Raw genomic sequence first — 14,186 nt, 5'->3', positions numbered from 1 at the left:
AAAAGGAGATAAGACCCCTGAGAGACTAACAGGTAAATAGGGCAGAGGTGGAAGTGCAGTAATGTATGTAGCTGACTGTTACTAATAGGTCGAAGGCTTGACCAAAAAGGTTTTTAATAACTTGTATGAAGTTTTGAAGATATATGGTGAGAAAGAGTCATGTTCTAGTGAAGAATGTGGCTCTTTTTTGTTGAGTTTAAATTGCTTGCAAATGTATGCCCTAGATAGTATAATGAAACTGTTACGTATAACGTGTATAGTGTGTGTAGTGCATAAAAAAGTTATATGTTTCGATGCTAAGAAAAGAAAATTTTTTGATCTTTAATCAAAAAAATAAATACGCGAGTTAAGTGTTAAATAGAGGAGGATAAAATGATCGATTTAAAATTTTTGAGAGAGAATCCAGAAATTGTCAAAGAAAATATAAAAAAGAAATTTCAAGATCATAAATTACCAATGGTTGATGAGGTAATTGAATTAGATGCTAAAGCACGTCAGGTTAAAAGTGAAGCTGATGAGTTAAGAGCTAGCCGTAATAAATTATCTAAACAAATTGGTGCATTAATGGGACAAGGAAAAAAAGAAGAAGCTGAAGAAGTTAAGAAACAAGTATCAAATAATGCTGCTCGATTAGCTGAATTAGAAGTTCAGGAAAAAGATTTAAACGATAAAGTTCGAGAAATTATGATGGTTATTCCAAATATAATTGATCCATCAGTACCAATTGGAAAAGATGATAGCTGTAATGTTGAAATCGAAAAATTTGGTGAGCCTGTTGTACCAGATTATGAGATTAAATATCATGCAGATATTATGGAAAGCTTTGATGGAATTGATTTAGACGCAGCTGGAAAAGTTGCAGGTAATGGTTTTTATTATTTAATGGGTGATATTGCTAGATTGCATTCTGCAGTTTTAGCATATGCTCGTGATTTTATGATTGATAGAGGATTTACATATTGCATTCCACCATATATGATTAGATCTGCTGTTGTTGATGGTGTAATGAGTTTTGATGAGATGGATTCAATGATGTATAAAATTGAAGGAGAAGATTTATATTTAATTGGAACATCTGAGCATTCAATGATCGGTAAATTTATTAATACAATCAATGAAGAAGAAAAATTACCATATACTTTAACAAGTTATTCACCATGTTTTAGAAAAGAAAAAGGTGCTCATGGAATTGAAGAACGTGGAGTTTATAGAATTCATCAGTTTGAAAAACAGGAAATGATAGTTGTTTGTAAGCCAGAGGAAGCATGGGATTGGTATAATAAGATGTGGAAAAACACAGTTGACTTATTTAGAAGTTTAGACATTCCTGTAAGAACTCTAGAGTGCTGTTCAGGAGATTTGGCAGACTTAAAAGTTAAGTCATGCGATGTAGAAGCTTGGTCACCACGTCAGAAGAAATACTTTGAAGTTGGAAGTTGCTCTAATTTAGGAGATGCACAAGCTAGAAGACTTAAAATACGTGTTAAAGGTAAAAATGGAGAAAAATATTTTGCAAATACATTGAATAATACTGTAGTTGCACCACCACGTATGTTAATTGCATTTTTAGAGAATAATGTGAATGAAGATGGCTCTGTAAATATTCCAGAAGCTTTACAACCATACATGGGTGGAAAGAAAGTATTAATTCCAAATAAAAATAACTAGAAATAGAAGAAATATTAAATAATAAGAATTTAATATTAAAGAATAAGTAATAAAGTATAGATGTTAAAGAAAAAATATTAAATTATATTATATAATATTTAAAGAATAATAAAAAGCAATGTTTTGACTATGAGAATGCAATCAAAACATTGCTTTTGTTTTATGATAAAAACTGTTATAGGATAAATATTTTTTAAGATAAACTGTTATAGGATAAATATTTTTTAGGATAATTAGTTTCTTTAGATAAATCCTTTTTTAATAATTTTAGAATTTAATTTTATATAAAAACTATGACACTATAAAAATAAAAAAAAGACATGATGCCACTATGTTTAATAGTCGACACCATGCCATTTATATATGAGCTGACACAATGCTACGAAGATATAGGAGATTATATTGTATCAACTATATAAAATACTTTATAAAATGCTTTATAAAATACGTTGTTATATTTTTGAATAAAACATCTAGAAATCAGTTAAATTAGCTGAGCGTCTTTCTAGGAAAGCTGTCATTCCTTCTTTTTTATCGTGTGTATCATTTACAACACCGAATAAGTTTGCTTCCATTTCTACTGCGTTTCTGATATCCATGTCATAGCCGTTGTTTATAGCAGCTTTTGCAACAGAAACAGCGTAACTACCTTTTGAAATTATTTTTTTAGCAAGATCTGTTGCTGTTGTCATTAATTCTTCTTTTGCAACAACACGGTTAACCAATCCAATACGATATGCTTCGTTTGCATCAATTGAATCACATGTAAAAATCATTTCTTTAGCACGTCCCATTCCAACTAAGCGAGCTAGTCGTTGTGTTCCCCCAAATCCAGGAATGATTCCTAGACCACACTCTGGTTGACCAAATACAGCGTTATCAGAAGCAACTCTGATATCACATGCCATTGAGATTTCACAGCCACCACCAAGTGCAAATCCGTTTACTGCAGCAATAGTAACTTGGCGCATGTTTTGTAATCTAAAGAATGGTTCAGATGCTTTGATTCCAAATTTGCGTGCTGCTGGTGCATCGAAGTTAACCATTTCAGAAATATCAGCGCCAGCTACGAATGATTTGAATGCATTTCCTTTTTTATCAGGACCGCCTGTTAAAATTAATACTTTTACATCATCTCTTCCTTCAATTTCAGATAAACAAACATTTAGTTCATCAAGTGTTTCACTGTTTAAAGCGTTTAATGCGGCAGGACGATTGATTGTTAGTACTGCAATTTCATCTTTTACTTCAAGTAATAAATTTTTAAATTCACTCATTAAATAAGCCTCCTCTATTAAATATATCTACGTTTTCAATGGTATCACTTTGATAAAAAATTGTCAATGTAAAGTGCGACAATTTTTACATTTGAGCAATTTGCATAAAACTAACAGAAAACTTTGGTTGAAAATTACTATTGTAATATAGATTGTGTGTATAAAAAAGTGGTTAGACATTCTATGTTATGGTATAATTAAGGTGTTTTATGTTTAAAGTGATTTTTATGTGTTTGATACACTGAGAAAGATGAGGAATAGTTAATATGTATGATTATATTGTTGTTGGTTCGGGTATTGCTGGATCAGTAGTTGCAAGAATTCTTGCAGAGGAAGGTAATAAAAAAGTTTTAGTAGTAGAGAGAAGAAATCATATTGGTGGAAATTGTTATGACGTTCAAGATGAACATGGAATTTTAATACATCTTTATGGACCACATATTTTCCATACAGGTGATGAAGAAGTTAGAAAATATTTGTCACGTTTTACAGAGTGGTATGATTTTGGACATGAGGTTGTTGCTAAAGTTGGTGATCAATTAATTCCTGTACCATTTAACCTTAATACTTTACACATGGTGTATGATGAGGAAAAAGCTAATTATCTTGAGAAAAAATTAATTTCTGAATATGGTGAAGGCAGTAGAGTTCCTATCATGAAATTAAGAGAAAACGATGATCCTGATGTAAGAGAAATCGCAGAGTACGTTTATCAGAATGTTTTCTTGAAATATACAATGAAACAATGGGGACAAAAACCAGAAGAAATTAGTCCAGAAGTAACAGGACGTGTTCCAATTGTAATTTCGTATGACAATAGATATTTTAAGGATAAATATCAGAGTGTTCCAATTGATGGATTTACTCCAATGTTTGAAAAAATGTTAGACCACCCAAATATTGAGGTGAAATTAGAAACAGATATTAAAGATATTGTTGAATTTAAAGATGGAAAAATTTTCTTTGAAGGAAAAGAATTTAATAATGGAATGATTTATACTGGCGCAATTGATGAATTGTTTGATTGTAAATATGGACGTTTACCATATCGTTCATTAGATTTTAAATTCGAACATTATGATGAAGATTCTTTCCAGGGACATAGTGTAGTAAACTATACTGTTAGTGAAGATTATACAAGAATTACAGAATTTAAATTTTTAACAGGTCAAAAGAATACGGATGGTACTACAATTGTAAAAGAATATCCATTTGCGTATAGTGGAAAAGAAGGCGAAATTCCTTATTATGCAATTTTAGATGAAGAAAATGATAAATTGTACAATAAGTATAAAGAAGATGCACAACAGTTTAATGATTTCCATTTATTAGGACGTTTAGCAGAATATAAATATTACAATATTGATGCTATGTGTATAAAAGCAATGGAATTAGCAAAAAATTTATTGAAATAGAATATAGAATATGAGAAAAGGTAAAGAGGTATAAAAATGAAATTATTGAGTTTTGCAATACCATGTTACAATTCAGAAAGCTATATGAGAAATTGTATAGAATCTATTTTACCAGGCGGTGAAGATGTAGAGATTATTATTGTAGATGATGGTTCAAAAGATAAGACTGCTGAAATTGCAGATGAATATCAAAAAAAATACCCTACAATTGTAAAAGCTGTTCATCAAGAAAATGGTGGCCATGGTGAAGCTGTAAATACAGGTATAAAAAATGCAACAGGATTATATTTTAAAGTTGTAGATAGTGATGATTGGGTTGATTTAGATTCATATAAACAAATTCTTATTAAATTAAAGCAATTAGTAGCAGAAGGCCATGCAATTGATATGCTTTTAGCAAATTATGTTTATGAAAAAGAGGGCGCTAAACATAAAAGAGTAATGCGTCAAAAAGGTTTCCCTAAAGATAAAATTTTTGAGTGGAAAGACGTAAAACATTTCTTTAAGGGACACTATATTTTAATGCATTCTGTTATTTATAGAACAGAATTATTGAGAGAATGCGGATTAAAATTACCTAAACATACATTTTATGTAGATAATTTATACGTTTATCAACCACTTCCACATGTAAAGAGTATGTACTACATGGATGTTGATTTCTATAGATATTTTATTGGACGTGAAGATCAATCAGTAAACGAAAAGGTCATGATTAGTAGAATTGATCAACAGATTCGTGTTAATAAATTAATGATAGAGTCTTATGATTTGTGGAAAATTGCAGATAAAAAATGTAGAAAATATATGTTTAATTATGTAGAAATTATAACTGTTGTTTCTACGGTTATGCTTCTACGTTCTGGTACAGCAGAAAATCTTGAGAAGAAGCGTTTATTATGGAAATATATCAAAGAAAAAGATATTAGATTATTCCATAAACTTAGAAGAGGAATTTTGGGTGGCACAATGAATCTTCCAGGTAAGAGCGGTAGAAAAATTTCAGTAGCTGCATATAGATTATCTCAAAAAGTAGTAGGCTTTAACTAGAACTTTAGCTTACTAAGAAAAATAAAATTATTTGTAAATATAAAAAATCTTCAGTTTATAAAAACTTTTAGTTATATAAGTTGAAGATTTTTTCTTTACATGATAAAGAAGATAGTTTAGAATGATAATATGTATTTAGAAATTTAGAAGTTTTGATTGAAAAGAAACATGTAAAATTTAATACACAAAAAACGATATTATACACAAGTAAGCTGAAATCAAAAGTGAAAAAGGAGAATAATATGGAAGAAAAAGTAGTTGTTAAAGTATCTAATCTACAAAAAACGTTTAAGATTTCGAAAAAACAACAAAAAATTCAAAACACCAAAGAGAAAACAATCACTGCAGTAAATGGACTTGATTTTGAAGTAAGACAGGGAGAAATTTTTGGGTTATTAGGACCTAATGGTGCTGGAAAGACAACAACATTAAGAATGTTGTCAACTTTAATTAAGCCAGATAAGGGAAGTATCAACATTAATGGATTAGATGTTAAGAAAAATTCACAGGAAGTTCGTAGTCAAATTGGATTTTTAACAAATGAGTTGAAGTTAGAAGGCTTTTTTACGCCAAACTATTTATTCGATTTCTTTTCTGATATGTATAGTATTGATGAAGGGAAAAGAGAGGAAAGAAAAGCTGAACTTTTTTCAAAATTTGGTATTGATAAATTTAAAGAAGTAAAAATTGATAATATGTCAACTGGTATGAAACAGAAGGTTTCTATAGTTATTTCTTTGGTTCATGATCCTGATATTATAATTTTTGATGAACCAACAAATGGCCTAGATGTAATTACTGCTAAAGTTGTAACCGATTTTTTGAAAGAACAAAGAGATAAAGGAAAAACTATTATTTTATCGACACATATTTTTTCTTTAGTAGACAGCTTATGTGACCATGTTGGTATTATTTTAGATGGCAAAATGATAGAGCAAGGACAAATTGAGGATGTAAAAGCAGGAAAAAGCCTTGAAGATAAATTCTTTGAGATTTATGTTAGAGAAAAAGGAAGGGAGGAATAATTGATATGAATAATATTTTAAATATTATGAAAAAAGAAATATTGAGATTTATTTTAGATAAAAAAATTGCATTTCAGATTTTTATTTTACCGGGATTGTTGATTTATGTTACGTATTCTTTTATGGGATATGCAATGAAGGAAATATCTCAAAAAGAAGAAACTAAAAAATATAATATCGAGATGGTTGGTGTACCTCAGAGTGTAGCGAACATTAAAAAAGATAAGAGTTTTAAGGTGAAGGAATATTCTGCTGATAAAGTCAAGGATAAAGAACATTTTGAGGTTATAAAAAATAATGCAAAAGAAAAAATTATGTCTGAAAAACTAGATGCGTTTGTTATTTTTCCAGATGCTTTTGATGAAAAAGTTAAACAATACAATGTAATTGAAAGTAAAGAATTACCTGCAAATGTTGAAATTTATTATTCTTCTGATAAGGAAAATTCGAATACTGCATATCAGCACATTGAAAATTATTTGAATGAATATGAAAAGACTATATCAAATAAATTTGATATAAACCGTGAAAAAAATAAAAACAATGACAAAGATTTTAAAAGTAAATACGATTTGGCAGAGAAAAAAGATAACGTAGATGTTAAGAAAATGATGTCATTATTTTTACCAATGTTAGTTATTATGATGATTTTTTCAGGTGCAATGGCATCAGCAACGGAGTCAATTGCAGGAGAAAAAGAGAGAGGAACTATGGCAACTTTATTAGTTACACCAGTAAAAAGAACTCACATATCACTTGGTAAAATCCTAAGTTTAAGTATTATAGCGGTAATGAGTGGTTTGTCAAGTTTTGTCGGAATAATTTTATCGCTTCCTAAGTTAATGATGCTAGATGGGGATGTGTCATTGACAAATGCATATGGATGCAAGGATTATGTTGTACTTATTATTGTAATCTGTTTGTCAGCATGCTTATTTACATCAATTATAGCTATTGTTTCAAGTTTTGCAAAAAACTTAAAGGATGCACAAACTGCGATAGCTCCACTAACACTTATAATTGTTGGATCATCATTTTTACCAGCTTTATTAGATAATATGACAGAACAATTACCTTTATATGCAGTTCCGTTGATTAACATAATTATGTTAATTAATAGAATATTTAGCGGAACTTATGGTAATGCAGAAATAATTATTACTGTTGTGACCTCGATTATATATATTGGAATTTTAGCATGCTTTTTAGGAAAATTATTTAATAACGAAAAGATAATATTTGATAAATAAAGAGTACAAAATAAAAATTATATAATAGAGAATATAACGTTTTTTCTAGCATGTTAGAAAGATACATGTGGTAAGATATTTTACATATTTTAAAAAAATAAAATACGAAAAATTGTCTTGACAAGTGTTTTTTCTAGTTTTATACTTTAAATGTCGTATATTACATGCGACATTGATAAAAATTTTTATATTATTAAAGACTGTGATGAAGACAGTAATTTAGTGATGAAGGTTTAAGAGAGTCAGATTAGGTGAGAGCTGATACTAGTAGTTGCTAAATGAATATCACTTCGGAGTTTCAGGTCGAAATTTGAAAACAAAATATGAGGTCCTTTGTAGTTACATTTTTACCTTACTTTTTTATTTGTTTTGTTTTTTTTCATTGTCTTTTTGTGACTTACACACTCATATGATTTTGTTTTCAAAGAATAGATACTGACGTTTTTCCAACGTTAAAGGGAACAGGTATGCAAGATTTTTGTGAGTATTATTAGGATAATGCTAGCACAAGATTTTAAGTACATTGTAACAAGGTGGTTAAACGCAGGCTCTCGTCCTTATTACAGGATTAGAGCCTTTTTTATTTATAAAAATCGATTACGTAAATTAGGAGGAAATGTATTATGTACAAGAAAGTCGATACCAATATGAATTTCGTTGACAGAGAACATGAAGTAGAGAAATTCTGGAATGATAACGACATTTTTCTTAAATCAATGGAAAGCAGAAAAAAGGGAGAAACATACACTTTTTATGATGGACCTCCAACAGCAAATGGAAAACCTCATATCGGTCATGTTTTAACTAGAGTTATAAAGGATATGATTCCAAGATACCAAACAATGAAGGGTAAATATGTTCCTAGAAAAGCTGGATGGGATACACATGGTCTTCCAGTCGAGTTAGAAGTAGAGAAAGTTCTTGGATTAAATGGTAAAGAACAAATTGAAGAATATGGTATGGAACCATTTGTTAAAAAATGTAGAGAATCAGTATGGAAATACAAAGGCTTATGGGAAGATTTTTCTGGAACAGTAGGTTTTTGGGCTGATATGGAAAATCCATACATTACATATGATAATAATTTCATTGAGTCAGAATGGTGGGCTTTAAAAGAAATTTGGGAAAAAGATCTTTTATATAAAGGATTTAAAGTAGTTCCTTATTGTCCACGTTGTGGAACACCACTTTCTGCACAAGAGGTAGCACAGGGATATAAAACAGTTAAAGAAAAATCTGCAATTGTTAGATTTAAAGCTAAAAATGAAGATGCTTATTTCTTAGCATGGACAACAACACCATGGACACTTCCTTCAAACGTGGCATTGTGTGTTAACCCAGAGGAAACATATGTAAAAGTTAAAGCTGTTGATGGCTATACATACTACATGGCAGAAGCATTACTTGATTCTGTTTTAGGTAAATTAGTAGATGAAGATAGTGATGAAAAAGCATACGAAGTATTAGAAAAATTTGTAGGAAAAGATTTAGTAGGAAAAGAGTATGAAGCATTATTTGAGTGTACAGCAAAAAAAGCTGAAAAACAAAATAAGAATGCGCACTTTGTAACTGCTGATGATTATGTAACAATGTCAGATGGTACAGGTATCGTACATATTGCTCCTGCATTTGGTGAAGATGATGCAAGAATTGGTAGAGAAAATGATTTAGCATTTATTCAATTCGTTAATGAACGTGGTGAACTTACAGAAGAAACTCCATATGCTGGTGTATTTGTTAAAAAAGCAGATCCAATTATTTTAAAAGATTTAGCAGATCAAAACAAATTATTTGCAGCTCCTAAATTTGAACATGATTATCCACATTGTTGGAGATGTGATACTCCACTTATCTACTATGCAAGAGAATCATGGTTCATAAAGATGACAGAAGTTAAAGATGATTTAGTTGCAAATAATAAAACTGTTAACTGGATTCCAAAGAGTATCGGTGAAGGTAGATTTGGAAACTGGTTAGAGAATATTCAAGATTGGGGTATTTCAAGAAACAGATATTGGGGTACACCATTAAATATTTGGGAATGTGATTGTTGTGGAAAACAGATTTCTATTGGAAGTAGACAAGAACTTGCAGAAAAAGCTAATGATCCAAAAGCAGCAGAAGTTGAATTACACAGACCATACATTGATGAAGTTACATTTAAATGTAGTGAATGTGATGGAACTATGAAGAGAGTTCCAGAAGTATTAGATTGCTGGTTTGACTCAGGAGCAATGCCATTTGCTCAGCATCATTATCCATTTGAAAATAAAGATTTATTTGAGCAGCAGTTCCCTGCAAACTTCATTTCAGAAGCTGTTGATCAAACAAGAGGATGGTTCTACTCATTAATGGCTGAAAGTACTTTACTTTTCAATAAAGCACCATATAAAAACGTTATTGTTTTAGGTCATGTTCAAGATGAGAATGGTCAGAAGATGTCTAAATCAAAAGGTAATGCAGTTGATCCATTTGACGCATTACAAAAATATGGAGCAGATGCAATTAGATGGTACTTCTACATTAACTCAGCACCATGGTTACCAAATAGATTCCATGGAAAAGCTGTACAAGAAGGACAGCGTAAATTCATGGGTACATTATGGAATACATATGCATTCTTTGTACTTTATGCAAATATTGATGAATTTGATGCAACAAAATATTCATTAGATTATGATAAATTATCTGTAATGGATAAATGGTTATTATCTAAATTAAATTCTGCAGTTAAGGCAGTAGATGAAAACTTAGGTAACTATAGAATTCCAGAAGCTGCTAGAGTTTTACAAGAGTTTGTTGATGAAATGAGTAACTGGTATGTAAGAAGATCAAGAGAAAGATTCTGGGCTAAAGGAATGGAACAGGATAAGATAAATGCTTACATGACATTATATACAGCACTTGTTACTATTTCTAAAGCAGCAGCACCAATGATTCCATTCATGACAGAAGATATTTATCAAAACTTAGTAAGAAGCGTAGATTCAGATGCACCAGAAAGTATTCACTTATGTGACTTCCCTGTTGTAGATGAAGAACATATTGATAAAGAATTAGAAAAGAACATGGATGAAGTTCTTAAAATTGTTGTTATGGGTCGTGCTTGTAGAAATGAAGCAAACATTAAAAACCGTCAACCAATTGGTAAAATGTATGTTAAAGCAGACGATGAATTAGAAAGTTTCTACAAGAAAATTGTCGAAGAAGAATTAAATGTAAAAGAAGTTGAATTTAAAGATGATGTATCATCATATACTACATACTTATTTAAACCACAACTTCGTACAGTTGGACCAAAATATGGTAAATTCTTAAAACAAATTCAAAATGCATTAGCTAACTTAGATGGTAATAAAGCTATGAATGAGTTAAGAACTAATGGAGAATTAAAACTTTCAGAAGTTAGCGATGAAGTTGTACTAAAAGAAGAAGATTTATTAATTCAAATGACACAGATGGAAGGTTACGTAACAGAGTCTGACAATAATATTACAGTTGTTCTTGATACTAACCTTACACCAGAGCTTCTTGAAGAAGGATTTGTTAGAGAAATTATTTCAAAATTACAAACAATGCGTAAAGACGCTGGTTTTGAAGTAATGGATCATATTAAAGTTACATATGAAGCTAATGAAAAAGTTACAGGAATTTTTGATAGAAATATGGAAACTATAATGAATGATGTTTTAGCTGTTTCAATTGAAAATACTGAATTAGCTGGCTTTGAAAAAGAGTGGAAGATTAACGGAGAAGACGTTAAACTTGCAGTTGAGAAGCAATAAGTAGTATAATATAGGTATAAAAAATTTATACCAATGTATAAAATTATATAAAAAAATATATATTAGTATACTATTTGGGTATACAGTATATAGGTTGTGCAGGCAATGATATATAGCCTTTGTTAGTAGTTTTTCTAGTAATTAAAGAGTTATTATATTGTTGCCTGTTTTTTTATAAATATAAATTTTATATTAAAAAATTCCGAAATATTACAAGGAATGTTGCAAAGATGTACTTATCGTAGGAGGAGAATGATGAGAGATAATGTATTTAGCAAGAAAGTGTTCATTAAAAGCGTAAAAGATAACCTAATGACACAATACAGAAAAGATTTAAGCACAGCATCAAATCAAGAAATATTTCAAGCTGTGTGTGTTTCTGTAAAAGATGTTATTATGGACGAATGGTTAGCAACTCAGCAAACATTTGCAAGAGAACAACCTAAAACAGTCTATTATTTATCAATGGAATTTTTAATGGGACGTGCGTTAGGTAATATTTTGCTTAATTTGTCTGCATATGATGAAGTTGATGAAGCTTTAAAAGAATTGGGGTTAAATATAAATGAAATTGAAGATGAAGAACCAGATCCAGCATTAGGAAATGGTGGTTTAGGAAGATTAGCGGCATGTTTCTTGGATTCATTAGCTACTCTTGGTTATGCTGCATGCGGATGTGGTATAAGATACAGATATGGTATGTTTAAACAGCAAATTATTGATGGATTTCAGGTTGAAGTTCCAGATAACTGGTTAGAGCATGGTTATCCATTTGAACTTAGAAGATCAGAATACAGATATGAAGTTAAATTTGGTGGACATGTTGAACAAGAAGTTGATGAAAATGGAAAATTATCATTTGTTCAAAAAAATTATAGATCCGTATGGGCTATTCCACATGATATTCCTATAGTTGGTTACAAAAATAATTTAATAGATACTCTTATTATATGGGATGCAGAAGCAAAGGAAGTATTTAGCTTAGATTCATTTGATAAAGGTGATTATCAAAAAGCGGTTGAAGAGGAAATGCTAGCCCGCAATTTGGTAGACGTTTTGTATCCAAATGATAATCACGTTGCAGGTAAGGAATTACGTTTAAAACAACAATATTTCTTTGTATCAGCTAGTATTCAAAGAGCAATTGAAAGATTTAAACAAAAAAATGACAATTTAATGGATATGCCAAAGAAAATTGTATTCCAAATGAATGATACACATCCTACAGTTGCAGTAGCTGAGTTGATGAGAATTCTTCTAGATGAGGAACACTTAGAGTGGGATGAAGCATGGGAAATAACAACACATTGTGTTGCTTATACAAATCATACAATAATGGCAGAAGCACTTGAAAAGTGGCCAATTGAAATCTTTGAAAGATTATTACCAAGAGTATATCAAATTATTGATGAAATCAATAGACGTTTTGTTTTAGAAATTCAGACAAGATATCCTGGTAATGAAGAAAAAATTAGAAAGATGGCTATATTATACGATGGTCAGGTTAGAATGGCTCATTTAGCGATTGTTGCTGGCTTTTCAGTAAACGGTGTAGCAAAATTACATACAGAAATTCTTATGAAACAAGAATTACGTGATTTTTATGAAATGTTCCCAGATAAATTTAACAATAAAACAAATGGTATTACGCAAAGACGTTTCCTAGGACATGGTAATAGATTATTAGCAAAGTGGGTAACAGATAAAGTTGGAGATAAATGGTATACTGATTTGACAGTTTTAAAAGATCTTACAGAGTTTGCGGATGTTCCTAAGGCCCAAGAAGAGTTTATGGAGATAAAACGCAAAAATAAAGTACGTTTGGCAAAATATATCAAGGAACATAACGGAATTGATGTAAATCCAGATTCTATTTTTGATGTTCAAGTAAAAAGATTGCATGAATATAAGAGACAGTTACTTAATATTTTGCATGTAATGTATTTATATAATGTTATTAAAGAAGATCCAAATGTTGATATTTATCCAAGAACATTTATTTTTGGTGCAAAAGCAGCAGCTGGATATGAAACAGCCAAAAAGACCATTAAATTAATTAATAATGTTGCAGAAGTTATAAATAATGATCCAGATATTAATGGAAAAATTAAAGTTGTATTTATTGAGGATTATAAAGTTTCTAATGCAGAAATGATTTTTGCAGCAGCAGACGTTAGTGAACAAATTTCGACTGCAAGTAAAGAAGCATCAGGAACTGGTAACATGAAGTTTATGCTTAATGGTGCGATTACACTTGGAACACTTGACGGTGCTAATGTTGAGATGTATGATGAAGTGGGTGCTGACAATATCTTCATCTTTGGAATGAGTGCAGATGAAGTAATTAATCACGAGAAACTTCATGATTATAATCCAATTGATATATACAACAATGATCCACAGATTAAAAAGGTTCTTAATCAGTTGGTTGATGGTACTTATTCAGCAAATGATAGAGAATTATTCAGAACATTATTTAATTCATTGCTACATGATAAAGAGGCAGATAGATACTTTATTTTAGCTGACTTTAGATCATATGCTAAGGCACAGCAGAAGATAAATCGTTACTATCAAGATAAAAAGTCATGGGCAAAGAGCGCAATATTGAATGTTGCAAACGCAGGAAAATTCTCTTCAGACAGAACAATACAAGAATATGTTGATGATATTTGGCATCTAGATAAAGTTACAATAGACAATACAGGAGCATAAA

At 30.3% G+C, this 14,186-nt stretch carries 8 protein-coding genes and 1 rRNA gene; 8 read left to right on the top strand and 1 reads right to left on the bottom strand.

Features of this window, described 5'->3' with window-relative positions; translation table 11 throughout:
- Together BMY79_RS12305 and serS are read left to right on the top strand one after the other, a co-directional pair.
- Nucleotides 1-105, top strand: a 23S ribosomal RNA gene (locus BMY79_RS12305); the annotation flags it as partial.
- Nucleotides 106-372: 267 nt separating this feature from the next.
- Nucleotides 373-1,668: a serine--tRNA ligase gene (serS, locus tag BMY79_RS10115; protein WP_022749789.1), complete on the top strand. Its 1,296-nt coding sequence runs from the start codon at nt 373-375 to the stop codon at nt 1,666-1,668.
- Nucleotides 1,669-2,141: 473 nt separating this feature from the next.
- On the opposite strand, the gene BMY79_RS10110 is transcribed toward serS, so the two are convergent.
- Nucleotides 2,142-2,945 (bottom strand): enoyl-CoA hydratase-related protein, encoded by an 804-nt coding sequence (locus BMY79_RS10110; RefSeq protein ID WP_022749788.1) that lies wholly within the window; start codon nt 2,943-2,945, stop codon nt 2,142-2,144.
- 266 nt (nt 2,946-3,211) lie between these two features.
- Between BMY79_RS10110 and glf the strand changes: the two genes are divergently transcribed.
- From glf to BMY79_RS10080, 6 genes are all read left to right on the top strand, one after another.
- Nucleotides 3,212-4,360 carry a UDP-galactopyranose mutase gene (glf, locus tag BMY79_RS10105; RefSeq protein WP_022749787.1) on the top strand — a complete coding sequence of 383 codons (1,149 nt, stop codon included), beginning with the start codon at nt 3,212-3,214 and terminating at the stop codon, nt 4,358-4,360.
- Nucleotides 4,361-4,396: 36 nt separating this feature from the next.
- Nucleotides 4,397-5,410 (top strand): glycosyltransferase family 2 protein, encoded by a 1,014-nt coding sequence (locus tag BMY79_RS10100; protein WP_022749785.1) that lies wholly within the window; start codon nt 4,397-4,399, stop codon nt 5,408-5,410.
- A 242-nt stretch (nt 5,411-5,652) separates the two neighbouring features.
- Nucleotides 5,653-6,435: an ABC transporter ATP-binding protein gene (locus BMY79_RS10095; protein WP_027422448.1), complete on the top strand. Its 783-nt coding sequence runs from the start codon at nt 5,653-5,655 to the stop codon at nt 6,433-6,435.
- A gap of 5 nt (nt 6,436-6,440) precedes the next feature.
- Entirely contained in the window at nt 6,441-7,685 is a 1,245-nt protein-coding gene (locus BMY79_RS10090) for an ABC transporter permease (RefSeq protein WP_074730890.1), read from the top strand.
- 623 nt (nt 7,686-8,308) lie between these two features.
- A complete protein-coding gene (gene ileS, locus BMY79_RS10085; protein ID WP_022749781.1) occupies nt 8,309-11,470 on the top strand; it encodes an isoleucine--tRNA ligase in 3,162 nt (1,053 codons plus the stop codon).
- A 255-nt stretch (nt 11,471-11,725) separates the two neighbouring features.
- On the top strand, nt 11,726-14,185 hold the full coding sequence (locus BMY79_RS10080; protein ID WP_022749780.1) for a glycogen/starch/alpha-glucan phosphorylase: 2,460 nt from the start codon (nt 11,726-11,728) through the stop codon (nt 14,183-14,185).
- The last annotated feature ends 1 nt before the right edge of the window (nt 14,186 follow it).

This window comes from Lachnobacterium bovis, assembly GCF_900111325.1.
In the GTDB taxonomy this organism is placed as follows: Bacteria; Bacillota; Clostridia; order Lachnospirales; family Lachnospiraceae; genus Roseburia; species Roseburia bovis_A.
The sequence above is the reverse complement of the archived record's forward strand: the minus strand, read 5'-3'. Positions and strand labels throughout refer to the sequence as shown.